The organism is Pseudomonas sp. R4-39-08 (assembly GCF_003852275.1).
Taxonomy (GTDB): domain Bacteria; phylum Pseudomonadota; class Gammaproteobacteria; order Pseudomonadales; family Pseudomonadaceae; genus Aquipseudomonas.
In genome coordinates this window covers 5,489,968-5,504,757 of the sequence record NZ_CP027733.1, presented here as the reverse complement: position 1 = coordinate 5,504,757, position 14,790 = coordinate 5,489,968, and the positions used below count along the sequence as shown (strand labels likewise).

19 protein-coding genes are annotated in these 14,790 nt (G+C 61.8%); 6 read left to right on the top strand and 13 right to left on the bottom strand.

What is annotated here, in order from left to right; translation table 11 throughout:
• Positions 1-27: 27 nt before the first annotated feature.
• The 4 genes from C4J88_RS25570 to trmB all read left to right on the top strand — a co-directional run bounded on the left by C4J88_RS25570 (position 28) and on the right by trmB (position 2,264).
• Entirely contained in the window at positions 28-408 is a 381-nt protein-coding gene (locus tag C4J88_RS25570) for a DUF423 domain-containing protein (RefSeq protein ID WP_124364815.1), read from the top strand.
• Positions 409-479: 71 nt separating this feature from the next.
• Positions 480-680: a sulfur carrier protein ThiS gene (thiS, locus tag C4J88_RS25565; protein WP_124408426.1), complete on the top strand. Its 201-nt coding sequence runs from the start codon at positions 480-482 to the stop codon at positions 678-680.
• A gap of 54 nt (positions 681-734) precedes the next feature.
• A complete protein-coding gene (locus C4J88_RS25560; protein ID WP_124364814.1) occupies positions 735-1,529 on the top strand; it encodes a thiazole synthase in 795 nt (264 codons plus the stop codon).
• 9 nt (positions 1,530-1,538) lie between these two features.
• Positions 1,539-2,264 (top strand): tRNA (guanosine(46)-N7)-methyltransferase TrmB, encoded by a 726-nt coding sequence (gene trmB, locus C4J88_RS25555; RefSeq protein WP_124408425.1) that lies wholly within the window; start codon positions 1,539-1,541, stop codon positions 2,262-2,264.
• Positions 2,265-2,406: 142 nt separating this feature from the next.
• Here trmB and C4J88_RS25550 read toward each other — a convergent pair whose 3' ends face one another.
• The 9 genes from C4J88_RS25550 to C4J88_RS25510 form a co-directional block, all read right to left on the bottom strand.
• On the bottom strand, positions 2,407-2,730 hold the full coding sequence (locus C4J88_RS25550) for a DUF3392 domain-containing protein (protein ID WP_016972961.1): 324 nt from the start codon (positions 2,728-2,730) through the stop codon (positions 2,407-2,409).
• Positions 2,731-2,749: 19 nt separating this feature from the next.
• The gene (hemW, locus tag C4J88_RS25545; protein WP_124408424.1) at positions 2,750-3,952 is read right to left on the bottom strand and encodes a radical SAM family heme chaperone HemW; all 1,203 of its coding nucleotides are present in this window, start codon (positions 3,950-3,952) and stop codon (positions 2,750-2,752) included.
• The gene (rdgB, locus tag C4J88_RS25540) at positions 3,949-4,545 is read right to left on the bottom strand and encodes an RdgB/HAM1 family non-canonical purine NTP pyrophosphatase (protein ID WP_164487752.1); all 597 of its coding nucleotides are present in this window, start codon (positions 4,543-4,545) and stop codon (positions 3,949-3,951) included. The genes hemW and rdgB overlap by 4 nt, the downstream gene beginning before the upstream one ends.
• Positions 4,542-4,976 carry a DUF4426 domain-containing protein gene (locus tag C4J88_RS25535; protein ID WP_124372171.1) on the bottom strand — a complete coding sequence of 145 codons (435 nt, stop codon included), beginning with the start codon at positions 4,974-4,976 and terminating at the stop codon, positions 4,542-4,544. Before C4J88_RS25535 ends, rdgB begins: the two co-directional genes overlap by 4 nt.
• A 21-nt stretch (positions 4,977-4,997) precedes the next feature.
• Positions 4,998-5,618 (bottom strand): methionine biosynthesis protein MetW, encoded by a 621-nt coding sequence (gene metW / locus C4J88_RS25530; RefSeq protein ID WP_124364809.1) that lies wholly within the window; start codon positions 5,616-5,618, stop codon positions 4,998-5,000.
• Positions 5,619-5,625: 7 nt separating this feature from the next.
• Positions 5,626-6,765, bottom strand: a complete 1,140-nt coding sequence (locus C4J88_RS25525) for a homoserine O-acetyltransferase (RefSeq protein WP_124408422.1) — start codon at positions 6,763-6,765, stop codon at positions 5,626-5,628.
• A gap of 310 nt (positions 6,766-7,075) precedes the next feature.
• Positions 7,076-7,663: a YggT family protein gene (locus C4J88_RS25520; RefSeq protein ID WP_124364807.1), complete on the bottom strand. Its 588-nt coding sequence runs from the start codon at positions 7,661-7,663 to the stop codon at positions 7,076-7,078.
• A 25-nt stretch (positions 7,664-7,688) separates the two neighbouring features.
• Positions 7,689-8,507: a pyrroline-5-carboxylate reductase gene (gene proC / locus C4J88_RS25515; RefSeq protein WP_124408421.1), complete on the bottom strand. Its 819-nt coding sequence runs from the start codon at positions 8,505-8,507 to the stop codon at positions 7,689-7,691.
• 33 nt (positions 8,508-8,540) lie between these two features.
• The gene (locus C4J88_RS25510) at positions 8,541-9,227 is read right to left on the bottom strand and encodes a YggS family pyridoxal phosphate-dependent enzyme (protein WP_124408420.1); all 687 of its coding nucleotides are present in this window, start codon (positions 9,225-9,227) and stop codon (positions 8,541-8,543) included.
• Between the two features lie 57 nt (positions 9,228-9,284).
• Between C4J88_RS25510 and C4J88_RS25505 the strand changes: the two genes are divergently transcribed.
• Entirely contained in the window at positions 9,285-10,319 is a 1,035-nt protein-coding gene (locus C4J88_RS25505) for a type IV pilus twitching motility protein PilT (RefSeq protein WP_124408419.1), read from the top strand.
• Positions 10,320-10,455: 136 nt separating this feature from the next.
• On the opposite strand, the gene C4J88_RS25500 is transcribed toward C4J88_RS25505, so the two are convergent.
• A complete protein-coding gene (locus C4J88_RS25500) occupies positions 10,456-11,094 on the bottom strand; it encodes a C40 family peptidase (protein ID WP_124408418.1) in 639 nt (212 codons plus the stop codon).
• 249 nt (positions 11,095-11,343) lie between these two features.
• Between C4J88_RS25500 and C4J88_RS25495 the strand changes: the two genes are divergently transcribed.
• Entirely contained in the window at positions 11,344-11,772 is a 429-nt protein-coding gene (locus C4J88_RS25495; protein WP_124368690.1) for an NINE protein, read from the top strand.
• Positions 11,773-11,904: 132 nt separating this feature from the next.
• Here the strand turns inward: C4J88_RS25495 and C4J88_RS25490 are convergent, their stop codons facing one another.
• Genes C4J88_RS25490 through pyrR form a run of 3 tightly spaced genes read right to left on the bottom strand, consistent with a single transcriptional unit; the run spans position 11,905 to position 14,709 of the window.
• A complete protein-coding gene (locus C4J88_RS25490) occupies positions 11,905-13,176 on the bottom strand; it encodes a dihydroorotase (protein ID WP_124408417.1) in 1,272 nt (423 codons plus the stop codon).
• The gene (locus C4J88_RS25485) at positions 13,173-14,177 is read right to left on the bottom strand and encodes an aspartate carbamoyltransferase catalytic subunit (RefSeq protein WP_124364800.1); all 1,005 of its coding nucleotides are present in this window, start codon (positions 14,175-14,177) and stop codon (positions 13,173-13,175) included. The genes C4J88_RS25490 and C4J88_RS25485 overlap by 4 nt, the downstream gene beginning before the upstream one ends.
• Before the next feature lie 25 nt (positions 14,178-14,202).
• Positions 14,203-14,709: a bifunctional pyr operon transcriptional regulator/uracil phosphoribosyltransferase PyrR gene (gene pyrR / locus C4J88_RS25480; RefSeq protein WP_124408416.1), complete on the bottom strand. Its 507-nt coding sequence runs from the start codon at positions 14,707-14,709 to the stop codon at positions 14,203-14,205.
• Positions 14,710-14,790 lie beyond the last annotated feature (81 nt).

Genomic DNA, 14,790 nt, shown 5'->3' with positions numbered 1-14,790 from the left:
GCCCGATGAGTCTGACTGGAGTTCCTCATGCTGCGTAGCTTTCTGATGCTGGCTGCCTTTTTTGGCTTTACCGGCGTCGCCCTCGGCGCGTTCGCCGCCCATGGCCTGAAAAACCGTCTGAGCGCCGACTACCTGGCGATCTTCCACACCGGCGTGACGTACCAACTGGTGCACACCCTGGCGTTGTTTGGCGTGGCGCTGCTGGCCGCGCATATTCCTGGCCGACTGGTCACCTGGGCGGGCATTTCATTTGTGGTCGGCATCGTGCTGTTCTCCGGCAGCCTGTATCTGTTGACCCTGACCGGCATCAGCAAACTCGGGATCATCACGCCGTTCGGCGGGCTGGCGTTTCTGCTCGGCTGGTTTTTCCTCGGCTTGCTCGCCTGGCGCCTGCAACTGACCGCTTGACGCTTGAAGCTGACCTTCAGCGCCCAATCGCGTTAGAATGCCGGCCCCTAAAAACGATGGCGGCCCGTGGCATGCGCATTCAGTTGAACGGCGAACACCTTGAACTGCCCGACGGTGAAACCGTCGCGGCCCTGCTGACCCGCCTGGACCTCACCGGGCGCCGTGTCGCAGTGGAGCTCAATCTGGATATCGTCCCGCGCAGCCAGCACGAAGGCACCACGCTCAGCGAAGGTGACCGTGTCGAAGTGGTGCACGCCATCGGCGGCGGCTAGTCGCCCCGGCCGTAACGCATTCTGCAGAACCTCACCCCATTACGAGGATTTCCCATGAGCATCGTTCGTAGCGACAAGCCTTTCGTCCTGGCCGGTCGTACCTACCAGTCCCGTCTGCTGGTCGGCACCGGCAAGTACCGCGACATGGAAGAAACCCGTCTGGCCATCGAAGCCTCGGGCGCCGAAATCGTTACCTTCGCCGTACGTCGCACCAACCTCGGCCAGATCGAGGGCGAGCCGAACCTGCTCGAAGTGCTGTCGCCGGACCGCTACACCTTCCTGCCGAACACCGCTGGCTGCTTTGACGCCATCGAAGCCGTGCGCACCTGCCGCCTGGCCCGTGAGCTGCTCGACGGCCACAACCTGGTGAAGTTGGAAGTGCTGGCCGACCAGAAAACCCTGTTCCCCAACGTGATCGAAACCCTCAAGGCCGCCGAAACCCTGGTCAAGGAAGGCTTTGACGTGATGGTCTACACCAGCGATGACCCGATCATCGCCCGCCAGCTGGCGGAAATCGGCTGCATCGCGGTGATGCCACTGGCTGGCCTGATCGGCTCCGGCCTGGGGATCTGCAACCCTTACAACCTGCAGATCATCCTTGAAGAAGCCAGGATCCCGGTGCTGGTGGATGCGGGCGTGGGCACTGCCTCCGACGCTACCATCGCCATGGAGCTGGGCTGCGACGCGGTGCTGATGAACTCGGCCATTGCCCATGCCCAGCAACCGATCATGATGGCCGAAGCCATGCAACACGCAATCGTCGCGGGCCGCCTGGCCTACCTCGCCGGGCGCATGCCGAAAAAACTCTATGCCAGCGCCTCTTCGCCGCTGGATGGCCTGATCAAGTAAGAGCTATTGATGACTGAATCAAACGAAACGCCGAACCCCGTGGAAGCAGGCGACGAGTCCAAGCACCGCCGCATCAAGAGCTTCGTGATGCGCGCCGGGCGCATGACCGAAGGCCAGCAAAAAGGCCTGAACCAAGGCACGTCGCTGTTCGTGTTGCCCCTGGCCGATGCGCCGGTGGACTTCGACCAGGTGTTCGGTCGCTCGGCCCCGCGTTCCCTGGAAATCGGCTTCGGCATGGGCCATTCCCTGCTGGAAATGGCGGCGGCCGCGCCGGACCAGGATTTCATCGGTGTAGAAGTGCACCGCCCAGGTGTCGGGGCGCTGTTGAACGGCGTGCTGACCCAGGGCCTGACCAATCTGCGGGTCTACGACTGCGACGCGATTGAAGTGCTCAACCGCTGCATTGCCGACAACAGCCTCGACCGGCTTATGCTGTTCTTCCCCGACCCATGGCACAAAGCCCGTCACCATAAGCGTCGCATCGTCCAGGCGTCCTTCGCGGAACTGGTGCGCAGCAAGCTGAAAGTGGGGGGCATCCTGCACATGGCCACCGACTGGGAGCCCTATGCCGAATACATGCTGGACGTGATGAACGTCGCCCCCGGCTACCGCAACCTGGCCGAAGACGGCAAATGCGTACCGCGCCCGGCAGAGCGCCCAGTCACCAAGTTCGAACGCCGTGGCGAGAAGTTGGGGCATGGCGTGTGGGATTTGAAGTTCGAGAAGCTGGCGTAACCCGCCTGCAACGTTGAAATGCAGTAAAAATGTGGGAGGGGGCTTGCCCCCGATAGCGGTGGGTCAGCCAAACATGTGTTGTCTGACACCCTGCCATCGGGGGCAAGCCCCCTCCCACATTTGTTTTGTGTTGGGTTTGCGGTCAGCGGCGGTCGGCGACGACGCCAATCAACACCAGCACCACCACCAGCACCGGCGCGAGGCTGTAGTTATTGAACTGGCTCAGCCCCCGCACGATCCAAGGCGTGGCGTAGATCAGCGCCGCGCCGCTGCCGATCATGCACACCAACGCCATCAGGGGGACGCGCAACGCGCCGGCGATGCTGCCCAGGCGGGCTTCGACCCAGCCCTTGATGTCAGCGCCGAACAGCACCAGCAAACAGCCGACCAGCGCCAGGGAGATTTCCGACAGGTTGCTACGGCTCCAGCGGGATACGGTGGCGAGCAGGTCGAGTACCAAATCCATTCGATTTCCTTAAGAGCGATCAGCTCAAAAACGTCTGCAATAGGTCATTGAGAAAGAGTTGCCCGCGGTCGGTCGCCGCCAGGCGTGACGGTTCGACCTGCATTAAGCCACTTTGTTCTGCCTCGCGGCGGCCTTCGGCGAGGCTCGCCAGGTCAAGGCCGGTGCGCTCGGTGTATAGCCTGGCGTCTACGCCTTCGGTGAGGCGCAGGGCGTTCATCAGGAACTCGAACGGCAGCTCTTCATTGGTCAGTTCTTTGGCCCCCGCCTGGAAGCTTTTGGCCGGGTTGAGGTAGTCCTTCGGTGCGCGGGTTTTCCAGGTGCGCACGATGCGCCCGTCCGGATGGCTGAGCTTGCCGTGGGCGCCCGCGCCGATACCGATGAAGTCGCCAAAGCTCCAGTAATTGAGGTTATGCCGCGCCGGTCGACCGGGTTGGGCATAGGCCGACACTTCATATTGTGTGTAGCCGTGCTCGGCGAGCAGCGCCTGGCCGGCTTCCTGGATATCCCACAGGGTGTCGTCTTCCGGCAGCGCAGGGGGCTGGTTCCAGAACACCGTGTTGGGTTCCAGGGTCAGCTGGTACCAGGACAGGTGCGTCGGCTTTAATGCTATGGCTTGGCGAAGATCGGCCAGGGCGTCGTCCAGGGACTGATCGGGCAAGCCGTGCATCAGGTCCAGGTTGAAGTTATCGAACCCGGCCTGGCGCGCCATACCCGCAGCGCGAATGGCTTCATCGCCGTTGTGGATGCGGCCCAGGGCTTCGAGCTTGGCCTGCTGGAAGCTCTGGATGCCGATGGACAGGCGATTGATCCCCAGCTTGCGGTACGCCAAGAACTTCTCTTGTTCGAAGGTGCCAGGATTGGCTTCCAGGGTGATTTCGATGTCGTCGGCAAACGCGATGCGCGCTTGCACCCCTTCGAGCAGCCGCCCCAACGCGGCGGCGCTGAACAGGCTCGGGGTGCCGCCGCCAAAGAAGATCGAGCTCAGTTTGCGGCCATGAACGGCGTGCAGGTCCTGGTCCAGATCCGCCAGCAAGGCGTCCACATACGCTTCTTCCGGCAGCACGGTGCTTGCGGTATGGGAGTTGAAGTCGCAATAAGGGCATTTGCGCACGCACCACGGGATGTGGATGTACAGCGCCAGGGGCGGCAGCACAGGCAACGCCGACCGGGGTGTTTGCGCGCCGCCGTGGATCAGTGGCAGCGCCTGGGTGTGGTGGGTCATTTCAGGCTCAGGCGTTGGCGCAGCAAATCCATTGCGCGGGCGCGGTGGCTGATCTGGTTCTTGTCGGCCGGGCTCAGTTCGGCGCTGGAGACATTGCGCTCCGGCACCCAGAACAGCGGATCGTAGCCAAAGCCATGCTCACCGCTGGCTGCATGCAGGATGCGCCCGTGCCACAAGCCTTCGCAGAGGATCGGCAAGGGGTCATCGGCGTGGCGCACCAATGCCAGCACACAGACGAACTGCGCACCGCGCATCGCGTCCGGCACATCCTTGAGCGCTTCCAGCAGCTTGGCGTTATTGGCCGCATCGCCCTTGCCGTCGGCATAACGCGCCGAATAGATGCCCGGTGCGCCACCGAGGTAGTCCACCGCCAGGCCCGAATCGTCCGCCAAGGCCGGCAGGCCCGAGAGACGCGCGGCATTGCGCGCCTTGAGGATGGCGTTCTCGACAAATGACAGGCCGGTTTCTTCCGGCTCGACCTTGCTGAACTCACCGATCGAGCGCAGCTTCACCGCGTCACCGAGCATGGCCTGCAATTCTTTGAGTTTGCCGGCGTTATGGCTGGCGAGTACGAGTTGAGTGAGGTTCATCAGTCGGCCGGAAACAGTTCTTGGTTGAATTGGAAACCATGGGCTTTGCCGCCGGTTTCAACATTGATGGTAAACGTCTTGTATTCCCGCTGGGTCACGGAGTAAGGCGCAAGGTAGCTGACACCGCCTTTCTCTTCGATCTGCTTGAACGTCAGGATTTCGCTCTTGCCGCCCAAATCCTTGATGGTGCCGGTCACTTGGGCGGCGACGGGGGTTACGCCCTTGATCACGGTCACATTGATCAAGCCCTTGTCCTTGCTGCGCACCACGCCGACCTTCTGGGCGGTCTCCGGCGACAGGAAGCTTGAAGTGAAGGTGTTGTAGTGAACGGTGATATCGCCGAAGTCTTTCTTGCGGTTAGCGTCGATAGCGTCCGCAGCCATGGCGCTGGCGCCCAGGCAGGCGGTCAGGAGAAAAACAGCCAAACGACTCATGAGCGTCCCTCTTGATAATGATTAGACGGCAATCTTGTGGTCGGTCAGGCCAGGGCTGCTGACCCGGTAGATACCGATTTCGCCCAACAGGTTGGGCCATAGCTTACTCGCCCAGCCGTGGCGATGTTGTTGATCGACGGCAAGGCGGTTGATCACCTTGGCCTCACGCTCGCCACACAGGGCCTCGAAGTCTTCGAAGGTGCAGAAGTGGATATTCGGCGTGTTGTACCAGGTGTACGGCAGGAAGTCCGACACCGGCATGCGGCCCTTGGTGGCCAGGTACCAGCGGCAGCGCCAGTGCCCGAAGTTGGGGAAGGTGATGATGCACTGGCGGCCGACGCGCAGCATTTCGTCGAGGATACGGTCCGGGTAGTGCACCGCTTGCAGGGCCTGGGTCATCACCACGATGTCGAAGCTGTCGCTGGCAAAGTTGCCCAGGCCCTTGTCCAGGTCCTGCTCGATCACGTTGATGCCCTTGGCCACGCACTGGGCGATGTTGTCCGGGTCGTTTTCCAGGCCGTAGCCGGTGACTTGCTTGTTGTCGCGCAGCCAGCTCAGCAGCTCGCCATCACCGCAGCCCAGGTCGAGCACGCGGCTGCCGGCGGGGATCCAGTCTTGGATGATTTCCAGGTCGGCTCTCATGGCGTTCTCACAGTGCAATACGGTTCATGTAGTTACTGAACGCCTGCAGATAACGGGGAATCGGAATCAGGAAGGCGTCGTGGCCTTGCGGTGCATCGATCTCCAGGTAGCAGACGTCTTTGCGTGCAGCCATCAGGGCGTCCACCAGCTCGCGGGAGCGCGCCGGCGAGAAGCGCCAGTCGGTGGTGAACGACATCACGCAGAACTTGGCCGTGGCCTGCTCGAAGGTTTTCGCCAGGTCGTCATTGAAGTTCGCGGCCGGGTCGAAGTAGTCCAGCGCCTTGGTCATCAGCAGGTAGGTGTTGGCGTCGAAACGCCCGGAGAACTCCTCGCCCTGATAACGCAGGTAGCTTTCCACCTGGAACTCGACGCTGTGGAAGTCGTAGTTGAGCTTCTCGCTCTTGAGGCCACGGCCGAATTTCTCGCCCATGGAATCATCGGACAGGTAGGTGATGTGCCCTACCATCCGCGCCAGCATCAGGCCACGCTTGGGGATCACCCCCGCTTCCTGGAACGAACCACCGTGGAACTCCGGGTCGGTGAGGATGGCCTGGCGCGCCACTTCGTTGAAGGCAATGTTCTGCGCCGACAACTTGGGCGCCGAGGCGATCGCGAGGCAGTGGCGCACGCGATCCGGGTAGGTGATGGTCCATTGCAGGGCTTGCATGCCGCCCAGGCTGCCACCGATCACGGCCGCCCATTGGCTGATGCCCAGCCGGTCGGCGAGGCGCGCCTGGCTGTGCACCCAGTCTTCCACGGTGAGTACCGGGAAGTCGGCGCCGAAGGGCTTGCCGGTCTCCGGGTTGAGGCTGCTGGGGCCGGTGGAACCGTTGCAGCCGCCGAGGTTGTTCAGGCTGACCACGAAGAACTTGTTGGTGTCGATGGGCTTGCCGGGGCCGATGCAGCTGTCCCACCAGCCGGGCTTGCGCTCGTCGACGCTGTGGAAACCCGCAGCGTGATGGTGGCCGGACAAGGCGTGGCAGATCAGCACGGCGTTGCTCGCCGTGGCGTTGAGTTGGCCGTAGGTTTCGTAGATCAAGTCGTAGGCGGGCAGCGAACGACCGCAGGCCAGGGCCAAGGGTTCGCTGAAGTGCGCCATTTGGGGCACGACCAGTCCAACGGAATCGGGGGGGAAGGCAGTTGGCATCGACCCTGCTCTCGTTTAAATGAGGCGTAAGTCTAAAGACCGCTGGACCCAGCGGCAAGCAAAGGCCTGCGCCGGTACACAGATACAAAATGTGGGAGGGGGCTTGCCCTAATGCCAGTCAGTTAAGAAGTAGAAAGGGTAAAAAGTAACCTGTGGCGAGGGAGCTTGCTCCCGCTGGACTGCGCAGCAGTCCCATTTTTGGGGCCGCTTCGCGGCCCAGCGGGAGCAAGCTCCCTCGCCACAGGTACAGTGTTCGTCCTTAACTGACTGGCATTAGGGCAAGCCCCCTCCCACATTTTCCAGCGTATTGTCAGATCAGGCCGAATAGTTCTTTAGGCATGAACGCATAGAACGCCAGGCGTGGAATCACCCAGCTTTGAATCAGCTGGATCGCGATAAACGCGAAGATCGGCGAAATATCCAGGCCGCCCAGGTTGGGGATCAGGCGACGGAACGGCGCCAGCACCGGTTCGGTGATCTGGTAGACCAGCTCGGCGCCCGGACTGCGGCTGCCGGGGGCGACCCACGAGAGGATCACGCTGATGATCATCGACCAGAAGATGATCTTCAAAAACAGCGAGAAAATACCGATCAGCGCCCATGGCAACAGCAGCACCGTGAAGGCCTGGTAGCCATTGAGCATCAGGATCACCACGAACAGCAGGATCTGCAGCAGCAGTGCCAGTACCAGCGACGACATGTCCAGCCCGAACAGGCTCGGGATCACCCGGCGCAGCGGCTTGAGCAGCGGTTGGGTGGCCTTGACCACGAACTGGCACAACGGGTTGTAGAAGTTCGCCCGCACCAGTTGCAGGATAAAGCGCATCAGCACAATCAGCAGGTACAGGCTGCCCAGGGTCTGGATGATGAAGATGGCAGCGTCATTGATTCCGAGCATGTTTGTTTACCTTGGTAAGTGACGACTATTTGCCCAGTTGCTCAGCCATTTCGGCGGAACGGTGTGCCGCAGCACCCAGTGCTTTTTCCACCAGGGCCTCAAAGCCGCCGGCCTGGAATGATTCGATGGCGGCATGGGTGGTGCCGCCCGGGGACGTGACGCGACGGCGCAGCTCGGCCGCATCCACCTCGCTGGTCACCGCCATCTTCGCGGCGCCCAGGGCGGTTTGCTCGGCCAGTTGCTCGGCAACGTCGGTAGGCAGGCCCAGTTTCACGCCGGCGGCGGTCATGGCTTCGATCAACAGGAAGAAGTACGCCGGGCCGCTGCCGGAAACGGCGGTGACCGCGTCCAGTTGCTGCTCCTGCTCCAGCCACAGGGCGATGCCCACGGCGGATAACAGTTGCTGGGCCTGGTCACGCTGTGCGGCGCTGACGTCGGCGGTGGCGTACAAACCGCTCACGCCCTGACGCAACAAGGACGGCGTATTCGGCATGCACCGTACGATCGGCTGGGCGCCAAGCCAGGTGTTCATGCTGGCGCAGGTGATGCCGGCGGCGATGGACACCACCAGCTGATGCGCCTGCAGGCTCGGGCGCAGGCTTTCGCACACGGCCTTCATGGCCTGGGGCTTGACCGCCAGCACAATGACGTCGACGCCCTGGGTGGCTTCGGCGTTGTCGGCAAAGGTTTCAATGCCGTGTTCGGCGCTGACGCGGGCGCGGGTTTCGGCACCGGGATCGCTGGCGCGAATCTGCACAGCGTCCAGACCCTTGGCCCGCAGGCCGCCGATCAGGCTGGCTGCCATGTTACCGGCGCCGATAAAGGCAATACGCATGTCTTTCATGACAGGTCCTTAGCTAGATGAACGTCAGCCATTTCACGGCTGGCCGTAGTCGCGGGCGCCAAACAGCGCGGTACCGATCCGCACCCAGGTGGCGCCTTGAGCGATGGCCGACTCGAGGTCGTGGCTCATGCCCATGGAAAGTGAGTCGAGTGGCAGGTTCAGGCTGGCTTGCAGCTCGCGCACCGTGGCGAACGCCGCATCCTGCGCCGCGCGATCGTCAGTCGGCTCGGGGATCGCCATCAGGCCCCGCAGCTTCAGGCGCGGCAGGGCGCTGATGGCGTTGGCCAGGGCCGGCAGGTCGGCGGGCGTACAGCCGGACTTGCTGGCTTCGCCACTGACGTTGACCTGGATGCAGATATTCAACGCCGGCAGGTCGGCAGGGCGTTGTTCGGACAGACGTTGTGCGATTTTCAGGCGGTCCACGGAATGCACCCAAGCGAAGTTCTCGGCGATTGCGCGAGTCTTGTTCGATTGAATGGGGCCGATGAAGTGCCAACTCAAGGGCAGGTCGGTTAATTCGGCCTGTTTGCCCAGGGCTTCCTGCAGATAGTTTTCACCAAAGTCATGCATCCCGGCGGCAAAGGCTTCGCGCACGGCTTGCGCCGGTTTGGTCTTGCTCACGGCCAGCAGGTGGATGCTGCTTGCGTCACGCTGCACGGCGTCGGCGGCGGCGCGGATGCGCTGGCTAACCAGGCCGATGTTGTCTGCTATCGTCGACATTCAAGTTGCGCCCGTGGATATGGAGTCCGCGGCATTCTACTGGAAATGGAAAGCCCTATGGATATCACTGAATTACTGACGGCCAGCGTGCGCCGAGGCGCCTCCGACCTGCGTTTGTCGGCCGGCCTGGCGCCGATGCTGCGCATCGATGGCGAGGTCTGGCCGCTGGACAGCCCGATACTGGCCGGCACGCAAGTGGCGGATTTACTCAGCCCTTTGCTCAACCAATACCAACAAAAGGATTTCGAAACATCTCTTGAAACGGATTTTGCGTTCGAGCTGCCTGGCGTGGCGCGCTTTCGCGCGAATGTGTTCCAGCAGGCGCGTGGCGTTGGCGCGGTGTTTCGCACCATCCCCACCGACATCCAGAGCCTGGAAAGCCTTGGCTTGGGCGAGGTGTTCCAGCGTATCGCGCTGTTACCCCGTGGCCTGGTGCTGGTGACCGGGCCCACCGGGTCGGGCAAGTCCACCACGTTGGCGGCGATGATCGATTACCTGAATCGGCATCGGCGCCAGCACATCCTCACGCTGGAAGACCCCATTGAATTTATCCACAGGCCGAAAATGGCGTTGATCAACCAGCGCCAGGTGCATCGCGATACCCACAGCTTTTCGGTGGCCCTGCGCTCGGCGCTACGCGAAGACCCGGATGTGATCCTGGTGGGCGAGCTGCGCGACCTGGAAACCATCCGCCTGGCGCTGACGGCCGCTGAGACCGGCCATCTGGTATTTGGCACCTTGCACACCACCTCGGCGGCAAAGACGGTAGACCGGCTGGTGGACGTGTTCCCGGCCGGGGAAAAGGCCATGGTCCGCTCGATGCTGTCGGAGTCGCTGCAGGCGGTGGTTTCCCAAGTGCTGGTGAAGAAGGTCGGCGGAGGACGGGTAGCGGCTCACGAGATCATGCTGGGCACGCCGGCCATTCGTAATCTGATCCGCGAAGACAAGGTGGCGCAGATGGTCTCGGCCATCCAGACCGGTGGGGCAGTGGGGATGAAAACGCTGGATATGAGTTTGAAGGCGTTGGTCGCGCAGGGCGTGATCAGTCGGGACGACGCACGGGAAAAGGCGAGGGTGCCAGGAGACATATGAGATTCAGCAAACAATGAAACCAAATGTGGGAGGGGGCTTGCTCCCGATAGCGGTTGATCAGCCAACAAATCTGTTGAATGACATTCTGCTATCGGGAGCAAGCCCCCTCCCACATTGACTGCATTTCAGCCTGGAATCAGCGCTGCACGATCCGCAGGTTGCTGTTCTGCTCTTTGGGCAGCACCCGCTTGGCGATCACGTAGTTCTTGTCCCAGAACGGCTTTTTCAGCGTGTCGATGCTCACCGACTTGCCACGACGCGGCGCGTGGATGAAGCGGTCGTTGCCCAGATAGATAGCAACGTGGTTAACCTGGCGGCTCTTGAGCTTGAAGAACAGCAAGTCGCCCGGCTTCAGGTCTTTGCGATCGACTTTCAACCCGTGGCCGGCGGCCATGGCGTTGGATGTACGCGGCAAATCCACGGCTTTGACATCGTTGAACGCATATTTCACCAGGCCGCTGCAGTCGAACCCTTTACTTGGGCTGCTGCCGCCCCAACGATAAGGAGTACCGAGCACGTTGACGGCACGGCTGAGAACATCGCTGCTTTGCTTGGTATTCACGGCCAGTTGGCTGGAAAGCGTTTTACCGTGGGCCTTGCTCAGTTGAGTCGGGCGGCTGACAGTCGGCTTTACCGATTTGGCGGTGCTGGGCGTGCTATGAACTTTAGGGGTAAAACCGTTAACGTTTGGAAGACGTTGCTCACGATTGGTGGCGTGGGCGGCCAGTGGCATTAATAGGCAAATGGTTAGCCATGTCTTGAAAAATGGTCGCATTAGGCGTGGCTCTTATGGGTTTGCGCGCAACTTTATAACAGGTTTTGGTGTCGTTCTCAGGCCGTTTGTCGACTGAACCTTGGGGTCAAATTCAGCAAAAACGCGACGATTCGTCGCAATTGTCCGACACAAGTCAGGCGGCATAAGGCTTTGAGGGCAGGAAGATACCATTTGCCGTACGTCGGGCGCTCGTAAAAAAGTCACAAAAAAAATGAACAAATTTATCTATTGAGTGAAAAGAGGTAGTTCATGAACACCTATCAACAGGTTACTTCGCAGCAAGACACCCACAGCAAGGTGATCGGTTACCTGCTATGGATTTTCGGTTTTACCGGAGCGCATCGCTTCTATTACGGCAAGCCGGTCACCGGCACGATCTGGTTTTTTACCTTCGGCCTGCTCGGCATCGGCTGGCTGATCGACCTGTTCCTGATCCCGGCCATGGACCGTGAAGCCGACCTGCGTTTTACCGCCGGGCCCATCGAGTACAACGTGGCCTGGATTCTGTTGGCGTTCCTGGGCGTGTTCGGTGTGCACCGGATGTACCAGGGCAAATGGATCACCGGCCTGATCTACCTGCTGACCGGTGGTTTGTTCCTGGTGGGGGTGCTGTATGACTTCTGGACGTTGAACAGCCAGATTTCGATCCGCAATGCCGAGCGCAACAACGGGCGCTGATTGCTTAAGCCTAATAGAGAACCAATGTGAGAGGGGGCTTGCTCCCGATAGCGGTGGATCAGTCAGCTTATCTGTAGCTGATCCACCGCGATCGGGAGCAAGCCCCCTCCCACATTTTTTACCGTGCCCGCTTCAGGCCTGGTAGCTGATCCGCCCATCCATCAATGTGTACCGCACCGTTGCCGGCAGGCTGTGGCCAATGAACGGGCAATTCTCCCCCTTGGACAGCCAGTGCTCCCCGACAACCGTGGAGCTGGCCGGGTCAAACAGCACCAGGTCCGCCGCCGCACCCACCGCCAGCTGGCCCGCCGGCAAGCGCAAGGCCTGGGCCGGGCCGGTGCTCAGCCGTGCCAGCAGCGTAGGCAGGTCCAGCAAGCCATCCTCCACCAAGGTCATCGCCAGCGGCAGCAGCAGCTCGACGCTGCTGATTCCCGGCTCGGTGGCGCCAAACGGCGCCAGCTTGGCATCGCGCTCGTGAGGCTGGTGGTGGCTGGAAATCGCCGAGACCACGCCCGACTTCACCGCCGCGCGCAAACCTTCACGGTCGGCCAGGGTGCGCAGCGGCGGCTGCACATGATAGAGGCTGGAGAAGTCGATCAGCGCTTCGTCGGTCAGGATCAGCTGATACAGCGCCACGTCTGCCGTCACCGGCAAGCCGCGCGCCTGGGCCTGGGCGATCAGGGCGACGCCGCGGGCGCTGGTCAGTTGGCTGAAGTGCGCGCGTACGCCGCTTTGTTCCACCAGCAACAAATCACGGGCCAGGGCCACGGTTTCTGCGGTTTCCGGGATGCCCGGCAAGCCGAGGAAGCTGGCCACCGCGCCTTCATGGGCCAGGCCGCCTTCGGCCAGGTCGCGGTCCTGGGAATGAAAGATCACCGTCAGGTCGAAGGTGGCCGCGTATTCCAGGGCACGGCACAAGGTACGGCTGCTGCGAAAGCTTTCCAGGCCGTTGCTGAACGCCACGCAACCGGCGTCGCGCAAGGCGATCAGCTCAGCCAGTTGTTCGCCTTCCAGGCCTTTGCTCAAGGCGCCGACAGGGAACACTTTGCAATTACCCGCTTCACGAGCACGGTCGAGGATCAACTCGGTGACCGCCGAGGTATCGAGGATCGGCTTGGTGTTCGGCGGGCAGCACAGGCTGGTCACGCCACCGGCGGCGGCCGCACGGGTTTCGCTGGTGATGTTGCCTTTGCGGCTGTAGCCCGGCTCGCGCAGGGCGACGTTAAGGTCCACCAGCCCTGGCGCGGCCACCAGGCCTTTGGCGTCGATGTTCTCGACGGCAAGAAAGCCTGCCGGCGCTGCGCCAATGGCGACGATCTTGCCGGCGTCCAGATGAAGGTCGGTAACGCGATCCAGGCCACTGGCCGGATCGATGACGCGGGCGCCGAGGATGCTGAGCTTCACTGGGCGTTCTCCTGCTCGAATTGACGTTGCGCGGTTTGCCCGCTCATGGCCATGGACAGCACGGCCATGCGGATGGCGATGCCGTAGGTCACCTGGTTGAGAATCACCGACTGCGGGCCGTCCGCCACCGCCGACTCGATTTCCACCCCTCGGTTGATCGGGCCGGGGTGCATCACGATGGCATCCGGCTTGGCACCGGCCAGGCGCGCGGTGGTCAGGCCGAACAGGCGGTAGAACTCGCCCTCGCTCGGCAGCAGGCCACCGGCCATGCGTTCGCGTTGCAGGCGCAACATGATCACCACGTCGACATCCTTGAGGCCTTCGGCCATGTCGGTGTAGACCTTCACGCCGTACTGTTCGACCCCAACGGGCAGCAAGGTTTTTGGCGCGATCACGCGAATGTCCGGGCAGCCCAGGGTCTTCAGGGCCAGCATGTTCGAGCGCGCGACCCGCGAGTGCAGGATGTCGCCGACGATGGCCACCGAGAGGTTTTCAAAGCTGCCTTTGTGCCGACGGATGGTGAGCATGTCGAGCATGCCCTGGGTCGGGTGGGCGTGGCGGCCATCGCCGCCATTGATGATCGCCACATTCGGGCAAACATGTTCAGCAATGAAATGCGCCGCGCCGGAGTCGCCGTGGCGTACCACGAACATGTCGGCGGCCATGGCCTCCAGGTTGCGCAAGGTGTCGAGCAGGGTTTCGCCTTTGCTGGCCGACGAGGTGGATACGTTCAGCGTGATCACGTCGGCCGACAGCCGTTGGGCGGCCAGCTCAAAGGTGGTGCGGGTGCGCGTGGAGTTCTCGAAGAACACGTTGCAGATGGTCTTGCCGCGCAGCAGCGGGACTTTCTTCACCGCCCGGCCACCGACTTCGAGGAACGAGTCAGCGGTGTCGAGGATTTCGGTGAGCAGTTCGCGGGGCAAACCATCGAGGGACAAGAAATGTTGCAACTGACCCTGAGCATTGAGCTGCAGCGGGCGCTTGGCATCTAGAGGCGTCATCGCGGGGACTCTTTTACAAGGCGGGTTAAAGGGCAAGGTCTTGCAGTTCGAGTTCGAGCGGCGTTGGACCGGACAATTTTACCCGCTGGCGGGCTTGCAAAGACAGCGTCGCACCGACCACATCCGGGCTGATCGGCAATTCCCCAGCCTCCAGGTCCAGCAGGCACACCAGGGTGATACTGGCCGGGCGGCCGTAGTCGAACAGCTCATTCATGGCCGCGCGTATGGTACGGCCGCTCATCAATACGTCGTCGATCAGCACCAGGTGCTGGCCTTCGATCTCGAATGGCAGCTGCGAGGGGCGCACTTGCGGATGCAGGCCGTTCTGGCTGAAATCGTCACGGTAGAAGGACACATCCAGCGTGCCCAGGGGCGAGTCGCTGCCCAACTCTTCCAGCAATGCCTGGGCCACCCACACACCGCCGGTGCGGATGCCGATAAAGCGCGGTTCGTTGATGGCACGGTGTTCCAGGTGCGCCTTGAGGCGTATCGCCATCTGGCTGATCAGTTCGGCGGGATTGGGCAGGCTCATGGTGGCTCCTCATTAAGTGTGTAGGAGCGAGCTTGCTCGCGAGAAAACGTCAACGATAACGCGTGAAGCCTGGATGTACGC

Coding starts and splice junctions, on each gene's coding strand:
- C4J88_RS25500 (WP_124408418.1), bottom strand. CDS start 11,094: ATGCGACCATTTTTCAAGACATGGCTAACCATTTGCCTATTAATGCCA.
- trmB (WP_124408425.1), top strand. CDS start 1,539: ATGACTGAATCAAACGAAACGCCGAACCCCGTGGAAGCAGGCGACGAG.
- pyrR (WP_124408416.1), bottom strand. CDS start 14,709: ATGAGCCTGCCCAATCCCGCCGAACTGATCAGCCAGATGGCGATACGC.
- proC (WP_124408421.1), bottom strand. CDS start 8,507: ATGAAAGACATGCGTATTGCCTTTATCGGCGCCGGTAACATGGCAGCC.
- C4J88_RS25570 (WP_124364815.1), top strand. CDS start 28: ATGCTGCGTAGCTTTCTGATGCTGGCTGCCTTTTTTGGCTTTACCGGC.
- C4J88_RS25495 (WP_124368690.1), top strand. CDS start 11,344: ATGAACACCTATCAACAGGTTACTTCGCAGCAAGACACCCACAGCAAG.
- C4J88_RS25525 (WP_124408422.1), bottom strand. CDS start 6,765: ATGCCAACTGCCTTCCCCCCCGATTCCGTTGGACTGGTCGTGCCCCAA.
- C4J88_RS25535 (WP_124372171.1), bottom strand. CDS start 4,976: ATGAGTCGTTTGGCTGTTTTTCTCCTGACCGCCTGCCTGGGCGCCAGC.
- C4J88_RS25505 (WP_124408419.1), top strand. CDS start 9,285: ATGGATATCACTGAATTACTGACGGCCAGCGTGCGCCGAGGCGCCTCC.
- C4J88_RS25510 (WP_124408420.1), bottom strand. CDS start 9,227: ATGTCGACGATAGCAGACAACATCGGCCTGGTTAGCCAGCGCATCCGC.
- C4J88_RS25485 (WP_124364800.1), bottom strand. CDS start 14,177: ATGACGCCTCTAGATGCCAAGCGCCCGCTGCAGCTCAATGCTCAGGGT.
- hemW (WP_124408424.1), bottom strand. CDS start 3,952: ATGACCCACCACACCCAGGCGCTGCCACTGATCCACGGCGGCGCGCAA.
- C4J88_RS25550 (WP_016972961.1), bottom strand. CDS start 2,730: ATGGATTTGGTACTCGACCTGCTCGCCACCGTATCCCGCTGGAGCCGT.
- metW (WP_124364809.1), bottom strand. CDS start 5,618: ATGAGAGCCGACCTGGAAATCATCCAAGACTGGATCCCCGCCGGCAGC.
- C4J88_RS25520 (WP_124364807.1), bottom strand. CDS start 7,663: ATGCTCGGAATCAATGACGCTGCCATCTTCATCATCCAGACCCTGGGC.
- thiS (WP_124408426.1), top strand. CDS start 480: ATGCGCATTCAGTTGAACGGCGAACACCTTGAACTGCCCGACGGTGAA.
- C4J88_RS25560 (WP_124364814.1), top strand. CDS start 735: ATGAGCATCGTTCGTAGCGACAAGCCTTTCGTCCTGGCCGGTCGTACC.